Source organism: Sinorhizobium psoraleae, assembly GCF_013283645.1.
GTDB classification, from domain to species: Bacteria; Pseudomonadota; Alphaproteobacteria; order Rhizobiales; family Rhizobiaceae; genus Sinorhizobium; species Sinorhizobium psoraleae.
Window position 1 is genome coordinate 473,156 of sequence record NZ_JABEKV010000001.1, and the last position, 23,857, is coordinate 497,012.

Below are 23,857 nucleotides of genomic sequence, written 5' to 3' on the forward strand. Positions count from 1 at the left end.
GACTCCGCCGCGCTGGCGATTAGAGCCCGAAGGGGAACGTCTCCGGCACGCCCGGGCTTACATGCTCCGGCATCAAAGGTGCTACCGGCGTCGTCCGGTCGAACCAGACAAACGCATCGAATTGCTGCGGCAGAGATGCATGGGCGTAGTGGCTCATGCGTTCGGTCTCGGGTCTGTAGATGACACCGATGAATCGCTCGAGCTTCGGCTCGTTCAGACGCTGGCGCAAAGCGTCGTCGCGTGAAAAATCGAGCAGGAAGCGATCAACCCGCGAGTCGTGAAAAAGCCGTTCGTAGCTGCCGGGGAGGGAAGGCTGGATCTCCTTCGTCTCCATTTCGCCGTCCCAGTCGCTTGCCGCGGCCACTTTGCCGCCGTGTGTTCCGAAACCGATCAAGGCGGCCTGCTCCGCAAAGCGTTCGCGGCAAAGCTGGCCGATGTTCAACTCGTCGCGAGCCGCCCCCATCTCCGTGTGGCGGGCATCGCCTATGTGTGAATTGTGTGCCCAGACGACGGCCCTCGAAGCGGGCCCCTGGGACTCGAGCAGGTGTTCGAGCGTTTCGAACATGTGGCTGTCGCGCAAATTCCACGATTCGGCGCTCCCGTAATACATGATCCGGTAGTATCGCTCGGCGGAGGCAACTAACCGGGCGTTCTGTGCGGCGTCGAAAAGCTGCTCCCCGTCACTGTCGGTGGCGTGCAGGCGTCGCTGCAGCAGTTCACGGCATTGACGCACCACGGCCTCCTCGCACTTGTGGTAGCTGGCGGTGAGCACCGCCCGACCGTAGGTGGAAGGATCGTTTTGCCAGGGGGTTAGGCACCCGTAGCGTTCGCGTGCGATTGTCGCGGCGGCCGGATCGACCTTGTCGAGATAATCCAGGACGGCGGCAATGGATTCGCGCATGTTGTAGATGTCGAGCCCATAGAACCCGGCCTGGTTCTCCCCGGCAACGTCCTGGTTGTGTTCGCGCATCCAGTCGACGAATGCCATGACCTCGCGATTTCTCCACATCCATGTGGGAAAGCGCAGGAACGGCGCTTTCATCCCTCTCTTGGGTGCGCGATGCCGGACATACCGGTCGACGGCTGCCGCATCCGGCCAGTCGGCCTCCGCGGCGACGATTGTAAAGCCGTGCTCCTCGATCAGCCGGCGGGTGATCGCGGCGCGAGCGCGATAGAATTCCGAGGTCCCGTGACTTGCTTCCCCGAGCAATACCACCCGGCGATCGCTAAAACGGTCAAAGAGGCGCCCGAATGCCGGATCGTCGATATCCGGTAGTGGTTCGGCCGCGTCGGCCACCATCTCGGAGAGCGTCCGCGCAGGCGGGCGGCGGGTCGATCGGGCAGGCTGCGACGGTTCTTCTTTCCGGGCATGCTCGCCGATCAGCGGCACAAAGCGCACCCCGCCAAGGTCGTGCTCTTCGAAGGTGGTGGCGTTGACGCGTGTCACCTTGAGCAAGCGCTGCTCACCGGCCGGTCCGATGGGTATGACCATGTGACCGCCAAGGTCGAGCTGTTCCTTCAGCGCTTGGGGCACCCCGGGCCCGCCGGCCGCCACGAGAATGGCATCGAAGGGGCCGGCTTCCGGCCAGCCCTTCGTTCCATCGCCGATGCGAATATCGAGGTTGTCGTAGCCGAGCTTGGCAAATCGCTTTCTGGCCTCGTTTGCGAGCGTCGCATGACGTTCGATCGTGTAGACATGGGCGGCGATCCTGCTCAGAACAGCGGCTGCGTAACCAGAGCCAGTTCCGATTTCGAGCACCGTATCGCCGGGTTCGATCTCGGCCTGCGCGATCATCAACGCGACGATGTAGGGCTGCGAAATCGTCTGTCCTTCGCCGATCGAGAGCGCAGTATCTTCATAGGCGAACTCCTCAAAGCCTGGATCGACGAATGCCTCGCGAGGAACAGCTCGCATGGCTTCGACGACGCGGGGATCATCGATCCCGCGGCGGACGATATGAAGGTCCACCATCCGGTCGCGAGCACGGGAAAGATCGATCTTCATGAGAGATTCCCTTGCATTATTGATGATCAACAGGCACCCGCCGGAGCTGTCTCACAGTCGCGTGCGAGCTGGTTTTCGTGGTTCAGTCGGAACCAGTGAAGGGCGCGAATGTTCCGCGCGTGACCATTCCGAATGGAGCGCTGCGTGAGCCCCATTTTGGGCCGGCATTCGCCGGAGGTCGTCAAGTCCCAGCAGTCGCGGCGTCCGCGGCAATGTTCTTGGCTCCATCTGCGGCTCGGCAGGCTCGATGGAACCCCAGCGAAGGGTCGGCTGCTTCCGTCAACCGCAAAGCCGGGCCGCAGTTTTGCCCTCCGCGATCTTTCTTGGGAACCAAGCATCCCACGCATTGGTTTGTGATGCATTCCCGTGTCCCGATCGACGGAGAATTCCCATGGCCAAGAGAAACTCGCGCCCGGCAAATTCCAAGTCGGCCGTGGTTCACGAACAGAAGCTAACGCGTGGCAACGGAGGTGAGTTGCATCAGATTGCCGAAACCGGAACTCCGATTTTGACGACCGCGCAAGGAGGTCCGGTTGCCGACGACCAAAACAGTCTGCGCGCGGGCGAGCGTGGCCCGACGCTCATCGAGGATTTCCATTTTCGCGAAAAGCTCTTTCATTTCGATCACGAGCGCATTCCCGAGCGCGTCGTGCATGCGCGCGGCTATGGGGCGCATGGCTATTTCGAGACCTATGAATCTCTTTCCGCAATTACGCGGGCGGATGTCTTCCAGCGAGCGGGGGAGCGAACGCCGGCCTTCGTACGATTTTCGACGGTCGCGGGCAGCAAGGGGTCCGCCGATCTCGCGCGCGACGTTCGAGGTTTTGCGGTCAAGATCTACACCAAGGAAGGCAACTGGGACATCGTCGGCAACAACATCCCGGTTTTCTTCATCCAGGACGCGATCAAGTTTCCGGACGTCATTCACTCGGTGAAGCCGGAGCCGGACCGCGAGTTTCCCCAGGCGCAGTCGGCCCACGACAATTTCTGGGATTTCATCAGCCTGACGCCGGAAAGCATGCACATGATCATGTGGGTCATGTCGGACCGGGCCATTCCGCGTTCCTTCCGCTTCATGGAGGGTTTCGGCGTTCACACCTTCCGCTTCGTGAACGAGAAGGACGAATCCACGTTCGTCAAGTTTCACTGGAAGCCGAAGCTTGGGCTCCAGTCCGTCGCCTGGAACGAGGCCGTGAAGATCAACGGGGCGGACCCGGACTTCCACCGGCGCGACCTGTGGGACGCCATCCAGTCGGGCAATTTCCCCGAATGGGACCTGCACGTGCAGCTCTTCGATCAGGATTTTGCCGACAGGTTCGATTTCGACATTCTCGATCCGACCAAGATCATCCCGGAGGAGGTCCTGCCAACCAAGCCGGTCGGGCGGTTGGTCCTCGATCGCATGCCGGACAATTTCTTCGCCGAGACCGAGCAGGTCGCCTTCATGACGCAAAACGTGCCGCCCGGCATCGACTTCAGCGATGATCCCCTGCTGCAGGGCCGCAACTTCTCTTATCTCGACACGCAGCTCAAGCGGCTCGGCAGCCCGAACTTCACCCACATTCCGATCAACGCGCCGAAATGTCCGTTCCAGCATTTTCAGCAGGACGGCCACATGGCCATGCGCAACCCGGTCGGACGTGTGAACTATCAGCCGAATTCCTGGGGTGAGGGTCCGCGTGAATCGCCGATGAAAGGCTTCCGGCATTTCGCTTCCGACGAGCAAGGCCCCAAGGTCCGCCTGCGCGCCGAGAGCTTTGCCGATCATTACAGCCAGGCTCGCCTGTTCTTCGTCAGCCAGACGCCGCCGGAACAACGTCACATCGCCGACGCGCTCACGTTCGAATTGAGCAAGGTGCAGACGCCGGCGATACGAGAACGCATGGTGTCGCATCTCCTCAACATCGACGAAACGCTCGGGAAGAAAGTGGCGCATGCGCTGGGCCTCAAGTCCGTTCCAAAACCGGCGGATGCCGCCGTGCCCACACGCCAGGACCTCGACCCCTCGCCAGCACTCAGCATCGTCGAGCGGGGTCCGAAACGCTTCGAAGGCCGAAAGCTCGGCATACTTGTGACGGACGGGACCGATGCGTCGGTTTTGAAGGCCGTGACGACGGCGGTCATCACGGAAGGGGCCGTGTTCGAGTTCATTGCGCCGAAGGTCGGAGGTATCACGGCCTCGGACGGCCAATGGATGCAAGCGCATCAGATGATCGAGGGCGCCCCGTCCGTCTTGTACGACGCGGTGGTTCTCCTGCCTTCGCCTAACGCCGTATCGGAACTGGTGGACGTCGCAGCGGCGCGCGATTTCGTGGCCGACGCTTTCGCCCATTGCAAGTACATCGGCTACGTCGAGGCGGCCGTGCCCCTGCTGGAGAGGGCAGGCATCGCCAGCGCTCTCGACGAGGGAACAATCAGTCTCGGAGATGCCAAGAGTGTCCAGACCTTCATCAAGAGCCTCGGCAGCCTGCGCGTTTGGGCAAGAGAACCTTCTGTGAAGCTGAAATAGCGGCGTGCCAAGCGAGGGTAACCGCGACGTCTCGACCGGTGATCACTCTCGAACAGCAACAGCAATGGAGAAAGAGATGGAGGAAACACAAGCGATTTCCCGGCCTCAACAGTCGTCCGACTATCCGGGGCGCCAGACGGACTGCGTCGCCGCGCTGAGACCAGCCGTTTCGGACCTGGCTACGACGTCTCAGGACAGCATCGTCGCAGCGATCGGCGGAGAGATGACGGACGAGTTGCTCGCGCTCGCCCACAGGGCCGAAGAGGCGGGCTGGACCTTCGAGGAGGCATCGGCGGCGATCGAAACGCTCGCTCGTGAATATGAGGGCGCCAAGGGCACCATCTTCGACTGAGATGGCCCGGTTCGCGCCGATTCGAGTTGCCGCATGCCCTTCAGCCGATTTCGGCTCGAGGAATGATGAGTCGGCGATTGCGGCGGAACCTGCCTCGACAGGGCTGGTTAGATGGGCCGAGAGGTAAAGGCCATTGGCGAAGCTTGGTGTCCTGACGTTTCATCGCTGCATCAATTACGGGTCGTTCTGGCAGGCACGCTGTCTGGTCCTTGGTCTTCGTTCGCTCGGCGCTAAACCTGTCGTTCTCGACCATCGTTCCGACCGTGTCAGCCGCGCCGAGTGGCGCTGCGCGCTGCAGCCGCTGCTGCCCGCGAGGACCGCACGGTCGGACATCTCGCTTTACGCCTCGAAAATCAGGAAATTCCAGAACGCTTTCGCATCATTTCCGCTCAGCGCGGCGTTTGCGCTTGACGAGCCGCTCGCCCCCGAAGATTGCGACCTCGTCGTCGTTGGCAGCGACGAAGTCTGGAATTTTCGACATCCCTGGTACGGCGGGGTCCCCCTCTTCTATGGAGAGGGCCTCTCGGCAAAGAGGATCGTTTCCTACGCGGCGACCTTTGGAAGTCATCCCGCCGCGAACGGACTTGAGAGCTATTGGGCGGATAAGCTCCGGCAGTTTCATGCTATTTCCGTGCGCGACGAAAATTCAAGGACGATCATCGAGAGGGCGCTTGGACGCGAGGCGGCGCTTGTCCTTGATCCGTGCCTGCAATTTCCTGAAACGATCGCGCCCTGCCGCAACCTCGTTATCCCGCGCCCCTACGTTGCCGTCTACGGGCACTCGTTTCCGTCCTGGTTTCAGCAGGAGGTTCGCCGCTGGACGGCATCCCGCTCGCTTCCTCTCATCAGCATAGGTTACCGCAACGATTGGGCGGACGAGCAGTGGCTCGACGGCGGACCCTACGATTTCGCCGGCTTCATTGCCGGTGCCGAAGCTGTGGCCACGAATTTCTTTCACGGCTGCGTATTCGCGCTTCTCAATGGCAAGCCTTTCGCCTGCGTCCTGTCCGACTACCGTTCCAACAAGGTCCGCGACCTCACGCGCATGGTCGGTGCGCAACGCCACGTGGTGTCGCAGAAGACGCCTCCGGCGGACTATGAAAGCATTCTCGGCGTGGCGCCGAGTCCGGCCATCGAGAACCGGCTCGAGCAGCTCCGCCTGCAATCGCGGAGCTATTTGACCAATGTCCTCGACTGAAGATCGGGCGCCACCGGATGGCTCCTCCCTTGCGCCGAGACAGATGGACGCTTCGGGTCTGTGCATCGGCTGCGGCGTATGTATGGCGCAGTCCAACGGGAATGCCGCCGGGATGCGGCTGGATCGTTATGGCCAGTTCAAACCGGCGGCATCCCGTCCCCCGCCGCGCTTCGCTGAGCTGTGTCCGTTCTCGCCTGACGCCAGGAATGAAGACGACATTGCCCGCGGGCGGTTTGCGTCGGCAAGATACTTCGATTCGCGCATCGGGCGCTTCGAGGCCGCCTATGTGGGACATGTCCGTGAGCACAGCTTTCGTACCGACGGCAGTTCCGGTGGCATGGCCAACTGGACGGCGGTGGAGCTTCTGGAAAAGAACCTGGTCGACGGTGTTGCTCACGTGGTTCCTCGACGCGGGACCCTGGGACCTCTGTTCCATTATCGTATATCGCGGACCGTGGAGGACATACGCGCGGGCGCCAAGTCACGCTATTATCCGGTGGAACTGTCCGGGATCATCGAAGAAATAAGACGCTGTCCGGGCCGCTACGCAGTCGTCGGTATCCCCTGCTTCATCAAGGCCCTGCATCTCCTCTGCCTGCAGGATCCGGTGCTGCGCGAACGCCTTGCCTTTACGCTAGGGCTCTTCTGCGGACATATGAAAAGCGCGCGTTTCGTCGAGAGCATCGCCTGGCAGATGGGCGAGAGAATCGAAGCTGTCGCGGGGGTGGATTTCCGACTGAAGGATGCCCGCAGGCCAGCGAACTGGTACACCGCCCACCTCGTTCTGAAGGACGGAAGCACAAGGAGCAAGGACTGGTGGCATCTGGCGGACGGCGACTGGGGGGCCGGCTTCTTCCAGAACTCCGCGTGCAATTTCTGCGACGATGTCGTCGCCGAAACCGCAGACATTTCCTTTGGCGACGCCTGGGTGGAACCCTATGCATCCGACGGGCGCGGCACGAATGTCGTTGTCGTGCGCTCCACTCTGCTTCAACGGCTCATCGACGGCGCAGTCGATGAAGGGCGGCTCGAGCTGCAGGAGGTCGACAGCGCATTTGTGGTGCAAACGCAGGCTGCCGGGTTCAGGCAGAGACGCGAAGGCCTCGCCTTTCGGCTGAACCGGCGGCGGCACGGTGTCATGCCGAAAAAGCGCGTCGCGCCGCAACGGGGCGGCCTGAGGGTGCGGCGGATGATCGTCTACTGGCTGCGCAGCTCGATCAGCGCACAAAGCCACCGGATGTTTTGGCTCGCGAGGATATCGCGTCTGCCGACGGTCTATATCCGCTGGGCCTCGACGATGCTTACCCTTTATCAGGGCGTGACCTATTCGCGGGGCTGGATCGGCAGGCTCATCGACCACATTTGCCGCGAAGAGCAGACAGGCGATCGAGGCAGATCATCTAGCGACGACGAACCGGGGGCATAGCGCGCGGTCATCTCCGCGCAGAAATCGGCAAATTCCTCCGGTACGATCGGCGCGCTCGTGTGATGCGGCGCCAGGCCCCTGTGTTCCGGTGTGAAACAGAAAGTGACCGTGACATCGAACTCTTCGAGCGCCCCCATCTGTCTATCGAACCAGGCAAGCGCGTTTGGCCGGAAACGGTCGGCCCAGGACAGGCCGGTGCGCAGGTGGGTGACGCCGAGGCGCTTCATCCATGAAACGGCCTCGTCAAGACGGGGGTCCTCGAAATGGAACCATTGCACGAGGCCGATCTCCGGGGTGTGCCGGGCAAACTCCTCGAGCGCCAGCTTGGGCGAACCGTCCTCACGCAAAAGACCCATGTAGAAATGCCGGTAGTAGGACGAGCCCTCCGCCTCCTTGTGCCGGGTCGTCGCGGGCCAGGCGCTCGGCAGGTCGTAGAGGCTGTACCACTGAATTCGCTCGACTCTGCCCTTGAGCAGTTCGGCCGTCTTCTTCAGCCCCCAAAGCTGCACTTCCTCGGCGCCGAAGGTCGAAACACCAACCTCACTGATCCATATCGGCAGATCGGTCACGGCACGCAATTCCTCGACCTTCCGTGGCCATTCCTCGATTTGCCAAAGGTTCCAGTCGAGCGGAAAACCATGCGCCGCCACGGCATCGATGTGGTCGAGGACGCCATAGGATTTCATCAGGCCTATGAACCCCGGATCGATCGGCGAAATTCCGCCAAGCACCCGCGTGAGCCCAGGGTTGACGTCCCGGATCGCATCCGCGGCCAGCTTTGCCATATGTGCAAAGCGGCTCCAGTCCGGATCGATCTCGGGATCCCAATGCGACTTGTTGTTCGGCTCGTTCCAGATCATGGCGGCTTCTATCATTCTTACCTCCGAACGCCCGGTGGCCAGGCTGTTTCCGTTTGAAGCATCGCGCGACGTCGGCGCTTCGCCGCGTTCACGTGAAGTCCGCGTTCACCATAAGGACCTTCGCGCCCCAATCGCCCGCCGTCACGGCGGAGACGGAGGCCGGCCCGACTTCCAGTCGGGACCAGGCGTCCACCGATAGACCGAGGACATGGCAAATGAGCGCCCTGATGACATCGGCGTGGCTGACAAGGGCGATCTTCTTGTCGCGGTCGCGCGCTGCCAGCGCTTCGACGAACGCCATCACCCGGTGCTGTACGTCCAGCATCGTCTCGCCGCCCGGAGTGCGCACCAGACTGCGCCTGCAATTCCATTGCTGCCAAAGCGGGTCCGTGTTGAGGACCTCGAAGGTCTTGCCCGACCAGGAACCGAAGTCGACTTCGTCAAGGGCGTCCGCGATCTTCACCTCTGCAATCGCGGATGCGGCGGCGATTGCCGCTGCCGTCTCCTGCGTCCGTCTGCGCGGGCTGGCGTAGATCGCCGCGATGTCCTTACCGGCGAGGCGCGCTGCCAGACGCTTGGCTTGCGCGCGACCGGCGTCGCCGAGCGGGACGTCGCTTGTCCGACCGGCGAGAAAATTGCCGACCCTGTCGTGCGCGGCGTGCCGCACCAGCAAAAACGTAGTCGTCACTCTGCTGCCCCCAGGAGTGCGTCTGCATCACCGGCAATGAACTCCTCCAGCCGCCTGCGCGCCTCGGCGTCGGTGAATTGCTGTGGCGGGGACTTCATGAAATAGCTCGACGGGGCAATCAGCGGACCACTGATGTCACGGTCGATCGCGAGCTTCGCGCAGCGAATCGCATCGATAACCACGCCGGCCGAATTGGGCGAGTCCCATACCTCGAGCTTCAACTCGATATTGAGGGGGACGTTGCCGAACGTCGTGCCCTCGACGCGAATATAGGCGAACTTGCGGTCGGCCAGCCAAGGCACGTGGTCGCTGGGTCCGACATGGATGTCGCCGGCTGCAAGCGGAATGTCCATCTGGCTGACGACCGATTGCGTCTTCGAGAGCTTCTTGGATTCGAGCCGTTCCCGCTCCAGCATGTTGAGGAAGTCGGTATTGCCGCCAAAATTGAGCTGGTAGGTCCGGTCGATGCGCACGCCTCTGTCCCTAAAGAGATTGGCGAGCAGCCGGTGCACGATCGTGGCCCCGACCTGGCTTTTTATGTCGTCGCCGATCAGCGGCAGCCCGCGCTCGGCGAATTTTCGCTGCCACGACCGGTCGGAGGCGATGAAGACAGGGATACAGTTGACGAAACCGCAGCCGGCGGCGAGCGCCTGCTCCGCATACCAGCGCGTCGCGATCTCCGAGCCGACCGGGAGATAGGAGATGAGAACGTCTGTTTCCGTCTGTCGCAAAACTTCCGCGACATCGGCTGCAGGCGCGTCGGATTCCTCGATTTCCTCCCGCAGGTAGCGCCCAATCCCGTCGAGTGTTCTGCCGCGTTGGACAACGACGCCGGTGGCAGCGACATCAGCGAAGCGAAAAGTGTTGTTCGGAGGGGCGTAGATGGCTTCCGCCACGTCACGTCCGACTTTCGCGGCGGCGACATCGAAGGCTGCAGAAACTTCGATATCGCGGACGTGATAGCCGCCGAGATTGACATGCATCAGTCCTGGAACGGGTTCATCTTCACTCGCACTGCGATAGAACGTCAGCCCCTGAACGAGGGAGGACGCGCAGTTCCCGATCCCGACCAGCCCGACCCGAATGGATTTCGATCGCATCTGTCCGCTACTCCTGCGCAGTATCTACAATGCTGGCCAAACCCGCGCACGGCGGAATGGTTCCTTCTCCCGTTTCTCGCGCATAGCGGATCGAATTCAGCCGAGGCGCGTTGAAGGCGAATGTGCAGCGATGGACGAAGCCATGCTCATATATGGTGATGTGACGCGTTCGGAGCGCGCCGACGCGTTGTGCGCGGCGATCGCGGCGCAGTTGCGGGAGCTCGAACATCGACAGCCGGGCATAGAGCGCCACGCCGCACTCGTCGGCATCCTGCTGAAGGCCGGCGAGCTCGTGCAGGGATTGTCGGACATCGAATTCGAAAAGGTGGCGGGCGACGACCTGTCGGCACGGCGTGAGATCGGCGGTCTCGTTCTTCTTGATCTGGCGCGGCTCGTCGTCCGCTCCTGGCGGCAGGGCTTGGCCGGTCCGCTCACCGTGCCGCCGCGTGTGACAGCGTTGTTACCGGACCTGCGGGCGCCGTTTTCGCTCAGCATCAAGGAGGCGGAGGGCTACAGCTTTTACGCTCTCTATCCGGAAAGCTACGTTGAAGCCGCCGTACGCTCCGGGCTTACGGCAAACGCGACCGTGATCGGCATCCGAAGCATCGGAACCAGCCTGTCGGCAGTGGTTGCCGCTAGCATCGGCGCCACCGGACCGGTCACGCTGCGGCCGACCGGCCCTCCTTTCCAAAGGCGAGTTACGGTGGCGTCGCGGCTTTCGCGGTGGCTTCTGCGTGATCCGGCAGCCAATTTTGCGATCGTCGACGAGGGGCCAGGTCTTTCCGGCAGTTCCTTCGGAAGTATCGCGGACTGGCTCCACGATCATGGCGTCGACGACAAGCGCATTCATTTCTTCCCGGGCCACAAAGGAGAACTCGGGCCGGAATCCAGCTGTCGCCATCGGCAACGCTGGGTGGCAAGCCCTCGTCATGTGGTCGATGTCGATGATCTCCTCCTCGAAGCCGCCCACCCGCCGTGCCGTCTCGCCTCCTGGGTCGGTGACCTCGTCGGCCCGCTCGAAAGGCCGCTCGAAGATGTCTCCGCCGGGGCCTGGCGGAACGCGCTTCATGGCGATCACCATGCCTCGCCCCCGGTCGACCGGAGATTCGAACGCAGAAAATTCCTCGCCCACACGGCCGACGACATATGGCTTGTCAAATTTGCCGGGCTCGGAGACGCAGGCCAGCGCAAGCTGGCCAAGGCACGCCTCCTTGCCGAAGCCGGCTTCACACCCCCCGTCGCAGGATTGTGTCACGGCTTCCTCGTCGAGAAGTGGATGGCGGCGAGATCGGCCGCACCAAGCGAATTCCGCCACGCGGCTTTTATCCACCATCTCGGACGCTACCTCACCTTCCGGGCGCGCCGCTTGCCGTTGCCGGTGACCGCCGGAGCGTCGCTTTCGAAGCTGTGCGAGATGGCGATGGTCAATACCGAAGAGGCACTGGGCGCGGCTGCGGCATCGCGGCTGAGAGGACTGATCTGCGGCGCCGAGCGCTATGATCGCCTCGTGCAGCCTGTCGATACCGACAACCGGCTGCATCGCTGGGAGTGGCTTGCCGGAGGCGAGCGAGGCTTTCTCAAGGCCGACGCGCTTGACCACAGCGCCGCCCATGACCTGGTTGGATGTCAGGACATTGCCTGGGATCTTGCGGGGGCGAGCATCGAGTTCGGGCTTTCGATGCAGGAATCGGCCGACTTGCGCGCGGTCGTGTCCGAAGGATGTTCGCGCGCGGTGAACGCCGAGCTGGTGGCAATCCTCGAGCTTTGCTATCTGGCGTTTCAGCTCGGCATGTGGATTTCGGCAAGGTCGGCCGCCGCCGCTGAAGAAGTTCCTCGGCTGGAGGCGGTCGCGTCACGTTACGCGGAGCTTCTGCTGCGCCGTATAGAACGCGACAGCGTGTGATCAGACCGCGCGAGAGGGCGGCGGGTTATCTATCGCCCGTAAATTCTGTCAAGGACATCCGCCACCGCGACCAGGCGTTCATTGTCGGGATCAAAACGCTCCCCTGCGGCCAGGCGCTTCGCCCAGGCGGCTGCCGCGCGTCCGCCCCAGGCATCGGGAGGGAGCGCCAGCACCTGCCGTTGTGTCCCGCGATACCGTTCGGCCGAAAAGTCGAGATAGGACCCGCTCACGTTTCTAAAACTCGCGCCGCCTCCGGTGCCGTGAAAGTCGGCTGCAATCACCGCGTCGCATCCAGCCTGCAAATGCCACGAGCATGCGATACGGGCGACAACGCCGCTCGCCAATTCGAGAGTCGCGACGGCGTAGTCCTCAACGTCGTCGCCGTCGCGGCGGACGGGAGCCCCTTTGCACATCAACCGGCTTTCGACGCGAACGACATCCGGGAACCCGAGGACCCAAAGGAGGAGGTCGACGAGGTGCACGCCGAGATCGATGACGCAGCCGCCGCCGGAAAGTGCCCTGTCGTAGAACCACGGCTTGCTGGGCCCATAGGCGTTGTGAAATGTGAGATCCGCGGCGAAAACGGTGCCGAGTTCGCCCTGCGCGATCAGATCGCGGATCTGTTGCATCCCATCGGTGTGACGATAGGAAAGGTCCACGCTCAACAGTCTGTCCATGTTTCGAGCCGTGTTAACGACGGCTGCTGCCTCATCGCGCGTACGGCCGAGCGGCTTCTGGCAAAAAACCGCCACGCCTTGCTCCAGGGCGACGATCGATTGGGCAGCGTGGAGCGCGCTTGGCGAAGCGATTACGACGCCGTCCAGTTGCTGATCGAGCAAGGCTTCGAAGGAACTTACGACTGCGGCCTCGGGCGTCAACTCGAGAGCCGCCGCGGCCATCTCCGGTGAGGGATCGAAGATCGCAGCGGTTTCGACAGATCCGGTGTCGACGATCGCTCTCATGCGATGGAGGCCGATTCGTCCGACGCCGAGGAAGCCGACGCGGGGGCGGCCGGCGCGTTGCGGGTTCGTTGAAAGCGGTATCACGCTACCCATCGTAGATCACCAGCGCCTTGATGAAGCCTTCCGGCCGATCGCGGGTCATGTCCAGCGCCGCGCCGAGCTGTTCGAGCGGAAACCTGTGCGTATAAAGGCGTGAAGGGCACATCCGCCCTGCGGCCGTGGCCGCGATCGCCTCATGGATGCCGCGCATGTAGACGGCGGGATCGCGCTCGTGCGCATTGATCACATCGAGGCCGCGCCAGTTCCACAACTGCATGTTGATCTGCCGCGGCCCGTCCTGATGGTAGCCTGCGATGACAAGCCGCCCGCGCTCTTTCGTCAGTTCGCCCGCAAGGTCGAGAGGCCACTGCTTGCCGACGGCCTCGATGACGCAGTCGCAGAGCTCCCCCGAGGTCAGTTGCTTCACCTCTTCGATAATCCGCCAATGATCGTCCATGGCAACCACCTGGTTGGCACCGGCGCGCTCTGCCGCAGCGAGCGACGAAGGTCGGCGTGAGATGGCGATCACCCGTGCGCCCGCGGCGCTTGCGAGTTCGGTCAGAAGAATTCCGAGAAAGCCGATGCCCACGATCGCCACGGTCTCCCCCGGCTTGATCGCGCTGCGGCGGAAGATATTGAAGGCGCAGCCGAGCGGTTCGCCGGGAAAGGGCTGATCCGCAAGCGCCGCTGGCAGGGGGGCTATGGCTGTTTGGTCGGCAACGTCGTGCGTCGCATAGGCGTGATAGGAGAGTGCAGCCACGCGGTCGCCCGCTGTAAAACCATGCACGTCGTCGCCAACCGCGTCGATAATTCCCCAACCCTCATGGCCGAGCGCCCCTGGTTCGGTCGGGAACTGCATCCAGTCCGGCCCCGCCCAGGGAACGAGATTGGAGGCGCAGACGCCGCACCCTTCGAGTCTGATTCGAACTTGCCCGCGGCCCGGGTGTGGCAGCGGCAGGGTTTCGATATGCACTTTGCCTGGCGCGGTGATAATCGCCGCAGACATTGCATCCGTCTGCTGAGGCGCCGCTATGTTCATGCCTGTTCCCTCCCGCTGTCGAGACCAATCCGGCAGCCCGGGCGCGGCATTGGAATACCGCAAGGACCGATTGCGTACTTTCCGGGGCAAACTGCAAACGACCCTCGGCTGCCTTTGCGCCCTTAACTTGATGTTGCAGCTTTTGTTCCTGATGCCCTCATTTCGCGTGGAACACTCGCGCGAAAGCGAGGTTTGTACCTTGAGGCGGGCCCCACCATGCAGCTGATCAAAGTAGAACAAGAAGAAGAAGTCATGGATGAAGGAACATTTGCTACCCAAGCTTGTTGGAGCTTTGTCTCTATCTCTGATCGAACATCGTCAGGTGCATCATGACAAAGGTTCTTGTTACCGGCGGATGCGGTTTCATAGGTCGGCATGTGGTCGAGGAACTCCTCTCGAGGAGCTATAGCGTGCGCGTGTTGGACGTGCTCAACGAGCAAGTTCACGCGGATGCACAGATTGCGCTGCCGCCTGACGTGGAGATGCGGCAGGCCGACATTCGCGACGCGGTTGCAGTAAGAAGCGCGCTGGCGGACGTCGATTGCGTTATCCATCTCGCAGCCGAGGTCGGGGTCGGTCAGTCGATGTACGAGATCGCCCGCTACGTGGGCGTCAACGACTTTGGAACGGCCGTCCTGCTTGAGGCGATGATCGGAACGCCGGTCCAGCGCATCGTGGTCGCTTCATCGATGAGCGTCTATGGTGAAGGCCTTTACGAGACGACGGCGGGCGAGCGTTGTGCGCATGTCAGACGTTTCCCCGCCGCAATCAGGGCAGGCTCATGGGATCCGGCGGGACCCAACGGGGAGCAACTCAGACCGGTGGCGACGGATGAGCACAAGCCGGTCGATCTCGCGTCTATCTATGCGCTGACGAAGTACGCCCAGGAACGCCAGGTTCTGATTTTCGGGGAAGCCTATGGCGTGGAGGCCGTGGCGCTTCGCCTCTTCAATGTCTACGGCGCCGGTCAGGCGCTTTCCAATCCCTATACCGGCGTGCTTGCCAATTTTGCGTCGCGGCTTGCCAACGGACAATCGCCGATGGTGTTCGAGGATGGCAGACAACGGCGGGACTTCGTTCACGTTCGAGACGTGGCGCGGGCGTTCCGGCTGGCGCTTGAGCGGCCACATGCCGCCGGTCACGTCATCAATGTCGGCAGCGGCCAGGCCTACGCGATCGCCGATGTCGCCTCCCTGCTTGCCGATGCGATGGGAGTACCCGAGATCGAGCCGGAGATCATGAACAAGGCCCGTTCGGGCGATATCCGCAATTGTTTTGCCGACATTGCCACGGCGCGAGACCTGCTCGGCTTCGAACCCGCCCATCGACTCGAAGATTCACTCGCCGATTTCGCGCAATGGGTCGGCAGCGTCGGTGCGATCGACCGGGGCGCCGAGATGAAGCAGCACCTGGAAGCCCGGGGGTTGGTCGTATGAGCGCCGGGTCTCTGGACAGGCGTGCTCGCCTGGCGACGCCCGCCCTTTCCGGGAAGACGGCGGCAATCGTCGTCGTGGGCGGCAGCGGCTTCGTCGGCAGCAATCTCGCCGACAGTTTTCTGAGGGAGGGCGAGGAGGTGATCGTCCTCGACAATCTCAGTCGCGCCGGCGTCGAGCGAAACCTTGAATGGCTGGTGGACAATCACGGCGGCGCCGTCCACCCCGTGCTCGCCGATGTCCGCGACCTCGCCGCAATGGAGCCGGTCTTCAGGGACGCAAAGGCCGTTTTTCATTTTGCGGCGCAGACGGCGGTGACGACCAGCCTGCAGCAGCCGATCGACGATTTCGAGACGAATGCGCGCGGCACTCTCAACGTGCTCGAAGCCGCACGCAAAGCCGGGCGTAAGGCGCCGGTCATATTCGCGAGCAGCAACAAGGTTTATGGCGCACTGGCGCAAATGCAGATGAACGAGGTCGGAGAACGCCACTTCCCGGTCGATGAGGCGGCGCGCACCCATGGTGTCAGCGAGATGCAGCCGCTCGACTTCTGCACGCCCTATGGCTGCTCGAAAGGTGTGGCGGATCAATACGTGCTGGACTACGCGAGGTCCTTCAAGCTCCCGACGGCCGTGCTCCGGATGAGCTGCATCTATGGTCCAAGGCAGTTCGGCACCGAGGACCAGGGATGGGTCGCGCATTTTCTCATTCGTGCGCTCGCGGGCGAGTCGATATCGATCTATGGCGACGGCAAGCAGGTGCGCGACATCCTCCATGTCGGCGATGCGGTCGCCGCCTACAGGGCGCTGCTTAAATCGATCGACCGCTTCAAGGGGCGCGCTTTCAACCTCGGCGGCGGGCCTGAGAATGCGGTCAGCATTGCCCAGGTTCTGAGCGAGATCGAACTCTTGACGGGGCGCCGGCTTGCGACGGTGAAGCGCGACTGGCGCGCCGGCGACCAACTGTTCTTCGTTGCCGATACGCGCGCGCTTGCCGACGCGGTCGGCTGGAAGCCCCGTACGGCCTGGCGCGCGGGGCTGCGTGATCTGCATGCCTGGCTTCTGAAGGATTGGAACGAGGTAAACAAGGTTCATCACCAAGCAAAGAGGATCACCGCATGAGCGATCGTGCCGGTTCCGCCCTTCGCTCTATCAGCCTCGGCGGCACCCAAGGTCCGCTGCCGCGGCGGATCATCATGAGCGTCGATGCTGTGGGTGGCGTATGGCGTTACGCGATGGACCTCGCCGAAGCGCTACGCGGCGCCGGCGTGGAGACGCTGTTCGTCGGCTTCGGCCCCGAGCCTTCCGCGCATCAGCGGCGCGAGGCTACCCACATCGGCACGCTCGAATGGTTCGCAGCGCCGCTCGACTGGATGGCCGGCGACGAAAGCGAGCTCGACCGCGTGCCGGACCTTTTGACGGAACTGTCGCTCAGGCACTCGATCGATCTCTTGCATCTGAACCTGCCTTCGCAGGCGGCCGGCTTCCCGGCGCAAACGCCTGTTGTCGCGGTCTCGCATTCGTGCGTCGCCACGTGGTTCGAGGCCGTGCGCGGCTCTGATTTGCCGAGGGATTGGCGCTGGCAGAAGCGGCGCAACCGATTGGGCTTCGACCGCGCCGACGTGGTTCTTGCACCGAGTGCGAGCCATGCCGCCGCACTCGACCGCTGTTACGGCCGGATCGACAATCTTGTGGTCGTCCACAATGCGAGCCGAAACCCGTGCTCTGTGGCCGTCAAGGAGAATTTCGTCTTTGCCGCAGCCCGCTGGTGGGACGAAGGCAAGAATGGTGCGGTGCTGGACCAGGCTGCCGCGCGTATTCGCTGGCCGGTCGTCATGGCAGGAGCATGCGACGGGCCAAACGGCGAGCGTCTGGTAATCAAACATGCCGATCATCAGGGGGAGTTGAGCCACGATCGGGCGTTGGCTCTGATGTCGAGAGCCGCGATCGTCGTCTCTCCCTCTGTCTACGAACCGTTCGGGCTGGTTTCGCTTGAAGCGGCACGCACCGGCGCCGCCCTCGTACTTGCCGATATCGACACCTATCGCGAGCTTTGGGAAGGTGCTGCCCTGTTCGCCGATCCCGGCGATCCCGCCGCTCTCGCGGATGCCGTCAACGCTTTGGCGAACGACGCACGGCGCACGGCTGAACTCGGCCGGCGGGCACGATTGCGGTCGGCAGAATTTTCCATCGAAGCCCAGCGCGATGCGGTGCTCGACATCTACAGGCGAGCAATGCGCAGGTCTCTTCAACTGATGTCTGCGGAGTGAGCGATGCGTTTTCTTTTCTACACCCATTCGCTTGTTTCCGATTGGAACCACGGCAATGCCCATTTCCTGCGCGGCGTCATGCGGGACCTGCTGCGACGCGGCCACGATGCGGTGGCGCTCGAGCCGCGCGATTCCTGGAGCCGCCTCAGCCTGATCGCGGATCAGGGCGTCGGACCCATCGCGGCTTTCCGCAAGCACTTTCCGGAGCTGCGCGTCGAGATCTACGATGCCGATTTCGATCACGAGGCAGCGATCAGTGAGGCCGACGTCGTCGTGGTGCATGAATGGACGGAGCCGGCATTGGTCGCAGAACTCGGCCGCATTCGTCGCGCAGGCGGCAGCTTCACGCTCGCCTTCCACGATACCCATCACCGCGCCGTCACGGCGAAGAGCGACATCGCCCGCCTCGATCTTTCCGGTTACGATTTTGTCCTGACGTTCGGCGAGGCGCTGCGCGAACGCTATCTCGGCGCGGGCTGGGGCAGACACGTCTTTACCTGGCACGAGGCCGCCGACACTTCGTTGTTCCATCCAATTGCGAATGTCGAGAAAAGAGGCGATCTCGTCTGGATCGGCAATTGGGGCGATGACGAGCGCAGCGCCGAGATCACGTCCTTCTTCGTCGAGCCCGCGCGACAATTGAGGCTTACGGCGACGGTGCGGGGCGTAAGATATCCCGAAGCCGCCCTCCGGGCATTGCGCGCGGCGCGAGTCGTCTATGGCGGCTGGCTCGCGAATGCCGCCGTTCCGCGGGCCTTCGCCGAGCATCGCGCGACTGTGCACATTCCTCGACGTCCCTACGTCGAAGCCTTGCCGGGAATACCGACCATCCGGGTTTTCGAAGCACTCGCCTGCGGCATTCCGCTGATTTCGGCGCCATGGAACGACACCGAGGGTCTCTTCCGCCCGGGCACGGATTTCCTTTTCGCCAGGAACGGCAAGGAGATGAAGCGTCTTCTGCGCCAGGTGCTCTCAGAGCCAGCCTTCGCGCAGGAAATGGCTGCCTCCGGATTGGCAACGATCCAGGCACGCCATACGTGCGGGCATCGCGTTGACGAGCTTCTTCGCATCCTTGCTTCCTACAGGCCAAAGAAGGTTGCGGACGGCCGCATTGCCTCCAAGGAGATCGCGATATGAGGATCGCTTTTTACGGATCGAGTCTCGTTTCAGCCTATTGGAACGGCGCGGCGACCTATTATCGCGGATTGCTCCGAGCGCTTGCCGCGCGCGGGTATGAAACCACTTTCTATGAGCCGGACGTGTACGACCGGCAGAAGCACCGCGACATCGATGTGCCGGACTGGTGCAGGGTTGTCGTTTATCAGGGAACAGTCGCGGCGTTGAAGCGCGTCGCGACGGAAGCCGCCAACGCCGATGTCGTTGTCAAGGCGAGCGGCGTAGGCTTCGAGGACGATCTGCTGCTCGCTGAAGTCATGGCGTCTGCAAAGCCGACTGCGCTGAAGATCTTCTGGGATGTCGACGCCCCCGCCACACTTGCAGAGCTGAGAGCCGCACCCGATCATCCTCTCCGGCGGACGCTTCCTTCCCTGGATCTCATCTTGACCTATGGCGGCGGCGATCCCGTGGTCGAGTCCTATCGCGCCATCGGCGCGCGGGAATGCGTTCCCATCTACAATGCCGTCGACCCTGAGACGCATCATCCCGTGGCCGCGGAACGGCGCTTTGCCGCCGATCTCGCCTTCCTCGGTAACCGCCTGCCGGATCGGGAGGAGCGAGTGGAAGCTTTCTTCCTGCAGCCGGCACGCCAGCTCTGGCAGCGGCGATTCGTGCTCGGCGGAGCCGGCTGGCATGACAAGTCCCTGCCCGCAAACGTCGCCTATGTCGGCCACGTTCCGACTGCCGACCACAACGCCTTCAACGCGACGCCGAATGCAGTCCTGAACATTTCGCGCGCCAGCATGGCGGAGAACGGCTTCTCGCCGGCAACCCGCGTTTTCGAGGCGGCCGGGGCAGGCGCCTGCCTGATCACCGACGCGTGGGAAGGCATCGAACTCTTCCTGACGCCCGGAGAGGAAGTGCTGGTCGCCAGAGACGGACAGGACGTCATCGAACTCATGGCCAATCTCACACCGGCGAGCGCGAAGGAGATCGGAGAGCGGGCGCTCCGTCGCGTGCTCGGCGAACACACCTACGCGCATCGTGCCGCGGAGGTGGACCGCCTTTTCCGGAGCCGGGCGCGCCAGGTGGAGGCAGCCGAATGAGCCGTCCGCTCGACATCGTCGTCCTCGGTCTCTCGCTTTCCTCCTCGTGGGGCAACGGCCATGCGACGACGTTCCGGGCATTGCTTCGCGGTGTGCGCGCTGCCGGCCACAAAGTGACCTTCCTGGAACGGGACGTACCGTGGTACGCCCGCCACCGCGACATGATCGCGCCGGATTTCTGCAATCTCATCCTTTACAAAGATATCGACGAGTTGCTCGTGCGGCATGCCGGCACGCTGGTGGGGGCGGATGCCGTCGTCATCGGCTCCTATGTGCCGGACGGGGTGGAAGTTATCGACATTGTCGTTGACCTCGCCCCGAAGCGGTTGTGTTTCTACGACATCGATACGCCCGTGACACTTGCCAAACTCGAACGTGGCGACGAGGAATATCTTGCCCGCCGTCAGGTTCCGCTCTTCGATCTCTATTTTTCCTTCTCCGGCGGCCGGACGCTCGACCGGCTGCGAGGCGAGTTTGCAGCCAGACGGCCCCTGGCGCTCTACTGCGCCGTCGATCTGGACCTCTATCGCAACACCGGTGCGCCAAGGGAATGGGACCTCGGCTACCTCGGTACCTTCAGCCCCGACAGACAGCCCGCGCTCGAGCGCTTGTTGCTGCAGCCGGCGCGGCGATTGCCGGAAATGCGCTTTGTCGTTGCGGGGCCGAGCTATCCTGCGGACATCCGCTGGCCGAAGAACGTAGCACGCATCGAGCACTTGCCGCCTTCCGAGCACGCCGAATTCTATAGCCGCCAGCGTTTCACTCTGAACGTGACGCGTACCGACATGGTGGCGGCCGGTTGGTCGCCGAGCGTCCGGCTCTTCGAGGCGGCCGCATGCCGCACGCCGTTGATCAGCGATTGGTGGGAGGGCATCGACAGCTTCTTTGCACCCGGGGAGGCCGCTGTCATCGCACGGGGCAGCGGCGACGTCGTCGCAGCATTGACGGACCTCACTGACCAACAGTGCAAGGCGCTTGCCGATTGCGCTTATCAGCGCGTCGCAAGCGCGCACAGCGCGGCGCCCCGCGCCAGGGCCTTCGTCGAGGCAATCGAAAGCGTCGCGTCCAAGACCAATCTCGCCACGAGACACTCCGAGCGGAGGTTTCCGGTCTAACACCGAAAGGAGAACGGCCCATGGCAAGAAGAAACCGAGGAAGTCGAGGAAAGATCATCCTGGTCGCCGGCGGGGCCGGCTTTGTCGGCTCCCATCTTTGTTCAGCGCTTCTCAGCGCCGGCAATCGGGTGATCTGCCTCGACAGCTATCTCACCGGTTCCCCTGCCAATCTGAGCAGTCTGCAGGACAATCCTTACTTCACCGTGATCGAGCAGGACGTCTGCGACGAAATCGAGATCGATGAACCGCTCGACTGCGTCTATAACCTGGCTTGCCCCGCCTCACCGCCGTCCTATCAGGCCGACCCGATCCATACGATGATGACCAGCGTTACAGGGACCGGAAACCTTCTACGGCTTGCCGAGCGGCACCGAGCCGTCTTCCTTCAGGCGTCGACGAGCGAGATCTACGGCGATCCGTTGGAGCATCCGCAGCAGGAGGACTACTGGGGTCATGTCAACTGCACGGGACCGCGAGCGTGCTACGACGAAGGCAAGCGCGCAGCTGAGGCTCTGTGCTTCGACAGTCTGAGGGCCGGAAACGTGGATGTGCGGGTTGCTCGCATCTTCAATACATACGGCCCGTATATGCAGCCCAACGACGGCCGGATCGTCTCGAACTTCATTGTCCAGGCCTTGAGAAACGAGCCGCTTACGATCTATGGCAGCGGCGAACAGACGCGCTCGTTCTGCTATGTGTCCGATCTCGTCGAAGGATTGATCAGGTTGATGAATCGCCAGCCGAATCCCGGCGGGCCGGTAAACCTTGGCAACCCAGGCGAGTTTACGGTCATTGAATTGGCCGAGCTGGTATTGTCCAAGATCGCGACCGCGTCGACGATCGTCCATGTGCCCTTGCCGCCGGACGATCCGCAGCGCCGTCGACCGGATATAGCGCGCGCCAGGACGCTTCTGGACTGGCAGCCGAAAGTCCCGTTGCAGGATGGGCTATCGCACACCATAGCCTGGTTCCAAAGTGCGCTTGCGAAGCAGCGAACCGTGCGCCGGCCAGGTCGCTCTCGCCGTCGCCCGCAACAGCCAGTCCTTTCCCAGGATCTTTAATCATGGTTCAGCAGACCCAAGACTGCATGGCCATAGAGGATCAGATCGCTGCGCTGGGGCCCTGGTTTCACAACATGCGGATCAAGGGCGTCGAGACATCGCCCGATCATTTCCTCGGGGACTATCCTGCGGTCAAATGGAAGGCTTTCAGACATGTCGTCCCGGAAGACCTTGAAGGTAGAAGCGTGCTCGACATCGGCTGCAATGCAGGGTTCTACTCGCAGGAAATGAAACGCCGCAATGCTGGCCGCGTGCTCGGCATCGATTCAGATCCACGCTATCTGCGGCAAGCGAAATTCGCGGCAACACAGACCGGGATCGACATCGAATTCAGGCTGATGTCCGTCTACGACGTGGCACAACTCCGCGAGAAATTCGATCTCGTCCTCTTCATGGGTGTTCTTTACCATCTCCGTTACCCGCTGTTGGCACTGGATCTTCTTTACGAACACGTCGTCGGCGACGAGATGCTCTTCCAGTGCATGCAGCGCGGCGCGAATTCGGCGGCGCCGCTGGATGCGGACTACGATTTCCAGGAGTGGCAGGTCTTCGACCGGCCCGATTACCCCAAGTTGTTCTTCGTCGAACACCGCTTCGCCGACGATCCCACCAACTGGTTCATTCCGAACAGGGCTGGAGTGGAGGCGATGCTTCGCAGTTCCGGCTTCGTCATCGAAGCCAATCCCGAACGGGAGGTCTATCTCGTCCGGCGAGGAAAGCGCCCGTACATGAATGAGCCCGTTCCGAGCGTCGGCGCTTCCATGGAATCTTAGAGCAATCAGGAAGTGTGTAACGATCTTCCCTCCGGAATTGCGTAGTTTCAAAGAGCTAGATCGTTCACTGCTTCAATGAGACAGCGAGACAAACCGGCTACAGCGCCGCACAAAGGTCGCTGTAGTCGGTTGAATTGCTGCATGTTTTCATTCTTAAATCGATTTAAGAAGACATGCAGCAGTCAATGGTTCTTCGAAAAACGCAGTTAGCCGTGTTGCCGAAGCTGCCTTGCCTCCTGCTCAAGCAGGTCGGCCACTTCGCCGAGCGTCATGTGGGTGACGCAAAGGTGAATGGCGCACTCGAGGAAGCGCGTCGATGACCGGCGCAGGTATAGTGCTTCTTCCTGGGCCGCCAGCCTGGATAGCGGGCTCCTTCTGTCGTCGTGGTGATCAGGCATTCGAAAAACTCCTTCGGTTGCCTCCAAGACCCGGTTGTGCGGCAACGGGAGCACCTTCTCCGCGCGGCCAAGCTCGATGTTGCGATCACCCGGCGCCGACAGCGAGAGCAAAGACGCCGGCGACGACGACAATGGCTGCCATCAAGAGGACAAGACGATACTTCGGCGATCGGCGGGGCTCTGCGGTCGAGAGAGGCCGCATCGCGTCGCCGTATTCGGTGGAGGCGTCGGCTTGCCCGTCCGAGCGCTGCCCGGCTCTGGCAGTTCCCGTTGCCTCTGTGGTCAAAGGCGTGCCCGCCGCCTCGTCATCCGTTTCCAACGGTGCCGCTGAAGGGTCGAAGCCGCGCTTCTTGTCGCCTGTGCGCCCGCGCTGTATATCGCCGCGCACCTGCGCGGGATTGCTTTCAGGCAGCTTGGACATGATCGCTCCTTTTTGCCGCTGCAGCACAACCGGCATGCACTCCGTTTGTTCCCGACGGCGACCGCGATGCGGTCCCAATGTCGG

General features: G+C 62.4%; 21 protein-coding genes. 13 read left to right on the forward strand and 8 right to left on the reverse strand.

What is annotated here, in order from left to right; genetic code table 11:
• Window positions 1–19 precede the first annotated feature (19 nt).
• The gene (locus tag ILFOPFJJ_RS02120; protein WP_173508923.1) at window positions 20–2,005 is read right to left on the reverse strand and encodes a protein-L-isoaspartate(D-aspartate) O-methyltransferase; all 1,986 of its coding nucleotides are present in this window, start codon (window positions 2,003–2,005) and stop codon (window positions 20–22) included.
• A gap of 391 nt (window positions 2,006–2,396) precedes the next feature.
• Between ILFOPFJJ_RS02120 and katE the strand changes: the two genes are divergently transcribed.
• From katE to ILFOPFJJ_RS02140, 4 genes are all read left to right on the forward strand, one after another.
• Window positions 2,397–4,514, forward strand: a complete 2,118-nt coding sequence (katE, locus tag ILFOPFJJ_RS02125) for a catalase (protein ID WP_173508924.1) — start codon at window positions 2,397–2,399, stop codon at window positions 4,512–4,514.
• A gap of 76 nt (window positions 4,515–4,590) precedes the next feature.
• Window positions 4,591–4,866, forward strand: coding sequence for a hypothetical protein (locus tag ILFOPFJJ_RS02130; RefSeq protein ID WP_173508925.1), 276 nt, complete (start codon window positions 4,591–4,593; stop codon window positions 4,864–4,866).
• 133 nt (window positions 4,867–4,999) lie between these two features.
• Window positions 5,000–6,064 (forward strand): polysaccharide pyruvyl transferase family protein, encoded by a 1,065-nt coding sequence (locus ILFOPFJJ_RS02135; protein ID WP_173508926.1) that lies wholly within the window; start codon window positions 5,000–5,002, stop codon window positions 6,062–6,064.
• Window positions 6,051–7,490 carry a Coenzyme F420 hydrogenase/dehydrogenase, beta subunit C-terminal domain gene (locus ILFOPFJJ_RS02140; RefSeq protein WP_173508927.1) on the forward strand — a complete coding sequence of 480 codons (1,440 nt, stop codon included), beginning with the start codon at window positions 6,051–6,053 and terminating at the stop codon, window positions 7,488–7,490. Before ILFOPFJJ_RS02135 ends, ILFOPFJJ_RS02140 begins: the two co-directional genes overlap by 14 nt.
• On the opposite strand, the gene ILFOPFJJ_RS02145 is transcribed toward ILFOPFJJ_RS02140, so the two are convergent.
• From ILFOPFJJ_RS02145 to ILFOPFJJ_RS02155, 3 genes are all read right to left on the reverse strand, one after another.
• Window positions 7,388–8,365: a glycoside hydrolase 5 family protein gene (locus ILFOPFJJ_RS02145; protein ID WP_173508928.1), complete on the reverse strand. Its 978-nt coding sequence runs from the start codon at window positions 8,363–8,365 to the stop codon at window positions 7,388–7,390. The genes ILFOPFJJ_RS02140 and ILFOPFJJ_RS02145 overlap by 103 nt on opposite strands.
• 73 nt (window positions 8,366–8,438) lie before the next feature.
• Entirely contained in the window at window positions 8,439–9,038 is a 600-nt protein-coding gene (locus tag ILFOPFJJ_RS02150; protein WP_173508929.1) for a histidine phosphatase family protein, read from the reverse strand.
• Window positions 9,035–10,138, reverse strand: coding sequence for an inositol-3-phosphate synthase (locus ILFOPFJJ_RS02155; protein ID WP_173508930.1), 1,104 nt, complete (start codon window positions 10,136–10,138; stop codon window positions 9,035–9,037). Before ILFOPFJJ_RS02155 ends, ILFOPFJJ_RS02150 begins: the two co-directional genes overlap by 4 nt.
• A 142-nt stretch (window positions 10,139–10,280) precedes the next feature.
• On the opposite strand from ILFOPFJJ_RS02155, the gene ILFOPFJJ_RS02160 reads away from it, so the two are divergent.
• Complete coding sequence (locus ILFOPFJJ_RS02160; RefSeq protein ID WP_173508931.1) at window positions 10,281–12,041, forward strand: hypothetical protein; 1,761 nt, start codon at window positions 10,281–10,283, stop codon at window positions 12,039–12,041.
• Between the two features lie 29 nt (window positions 12,042–12,070).
• Here the strand turns inward: ILFOPFJJ_RS02160 and ILFOPFJJ_RS02165 are convergent, their stop codons facing one another.
• A complete protein-coding gene (locus ILFOPFJJ_RS02165; RefSeq protein WP_173508932.1) occupies window positions 12,071–13,096 on the reverse strand; it encodes a Gfo/Idh/MocA family protein in 1,026 nt (341 codons plus the stop codon).
• Window positions 13,089–14,081, reverse strand: coding sequence for an MDR/zinc-dependent alcohol dehydrogenase-like family protein (locus ILFOPFJJ_RS02170; protein WP_173508933.1), 993 nt, complete (start codon window positions 14,079–14,081; stop codon window positions 13,089–13,091). The genes ILFOPFJJ_RS02165 and ILFOPFJJ_RS02170 overlap by 8 nt, the downstream gene beginning before the upstream one ends.
• 329 nt (window positions 14,082–14,410) lie before the next feature.
• Between ILFOPFJJ_RS02170 and ILFOPFJJ_RS02175 the strand changes: the two genes are divergently transcribed.
• Genes ILFOPFJJ_RS02175 through ILFOPFJJ_RS02210 form a run of 8 tightly spaced genes read left to right on the forward strand, consistent with a single transcriptional unit; the run spans window position 14,411 to window position 22,954 of the window.
• Window positions 14,411–15,517, forward strand: coding sequence for an NAD-dependent epimerase/dehydratase family protein (locus ILFOPFJJ_RS02175; protein WP_173508934.1), 1,107 nt, complete (start codon window positions 14,411–14,413; stop codon window positions 15,515–15,517).
• Entirely contained in the window at window positions 15,514–16,635 is a 1,122-nt protein-coding gene (locus ILFOPFJJ_RS02180; RefSeq protein WP_173508935.1) for an NAD-dependent epimerase/dehydratase family protein, read from the forward strand. Before ILFOPFJJ_RS02175 ends, ILFOPFJJ_RS02180 begins: the two co-directional genes overlap by 4 nt.
• Window positions 16,632–17,783 carry a glycosyltransferase family 4 protein gene (locus ILFOPFJJ_RS02185; RefSeq protein WP_246299447.1) on the forward strand — a complete coding sequence of 384 codons (1,152 nt, stop codon included), beginning with the start codon at window positions 16,632–16,634 and terminating at the stop codon, window positions 17,781–17,783. Before ILFOPFJJ_RS02180 ends, ILFOPFJJ_RS02185 begins: the two co-directional genes overlap by 4 nt.
• A gap of 3 nt (window positions 17,784–17,786) precedes the next feature.
• A complete protein-coding gene (locus tag ILFOPFJJ_RS02190) occupies window positions 17,787–18,920 on the forward strand; it encodes a CgeB family protein (RefSeq protein ID WP_173508936.1) in 1,134 nt (377 codons plus the stop codon).
• Window positions 18,917–20,005: a CgeB family protein gene (locus ILFOPFJJ_RS02195; RefSeq protein ID WP_173508937.1), complete on the forward strand. Its 1,089-nt coding sequence runs from the start codon at window positions 18,917–18,919 to the stop codon at window positions 20,003–20,005. Before ILFOPFJJ_RS02190 ends, ILFOPFJJ_RS02195 begins: the two co-directional genes overlap by 4 nt.
• Window positions 20,002–21,120 carry a CgeB family protein gene (locus tag ILFOPFJJ_RS02200; protein ID WP_173508938.1) on the forward strand — a complete coding sequence of 373 codons (1,119 nt, stop codon included), beginning with the start codon at window positions 20,002–20,004 and terminating at the stop codon, window positions 21,118–21,120. The genes ILFOPFJJ_RS02195 and ILFOPFJJ_RS02200 overlap by 4 nt, the downstream gene beginning before the upstream one ends.
• A 20-nt stretch (window positions 21,121–21,140) precedes the next feature.
• Entirely contained in the window at window positions 21,141–22,181 is a 1,041-nt protein-coding gene (locus ILFOPFJJ_RS02205) for a UDP-glucuronic acid decarboxylase family protein (RefSeq protein ID WP_173508939.1), read from the forward strand.
• A 2-nt stretch (window positions 22,182–22,183) separates the two neighbouring features.
• Complete coding sequence (locus ILFOPFJJ_RS02210) at window positions 22,184–22,954, forward strand: TIGR04290 family methyltransferase (RefSeq protein WP_173508940.1); 771 nt, start codon at window positions 22,184–22,186, stop codon at window positions 22,952–22,954.
• A gap of 206 nt (window positions 22,955–23,160) precedes the next feature.
• Here ILFOPFJJ_RS02210 and ILFOPFJJ_RS02215 read toward each other — a convergent pair whose 3' ends face one another.
• Together ILFOPFJJ_RS02215 and ILFOPFJJ_RS02220 are read right to left on the reverse strand one after the other, a co-directional pair.
• Complete coding sequence (locus ILFOPFJJ_RS02215; protein ID WP_173508537.1) at window positions 23,161–23,352, reverse strand: hypothetical protein; 192 nt, start codon at window positions 23,350–23,352, stop codon at window positions 23,161–23,163.
• Window positions 23,353–23,437: 85 nt separating this feature from the next.
• Window positions 23,438–23,773, reverse strand: a complete 336-nt coding sequence (locus ILFOPFJJ_RS02220) for a hypothetical protein (RefSeq protein ID WP_173508941.1) — start codon at window positions 23,771–23,773, stop codon at window positions 23,438–23,440.
• Between the last annotated feature and the right edge of the window lie 84 nt (window positions 23,774–23,857).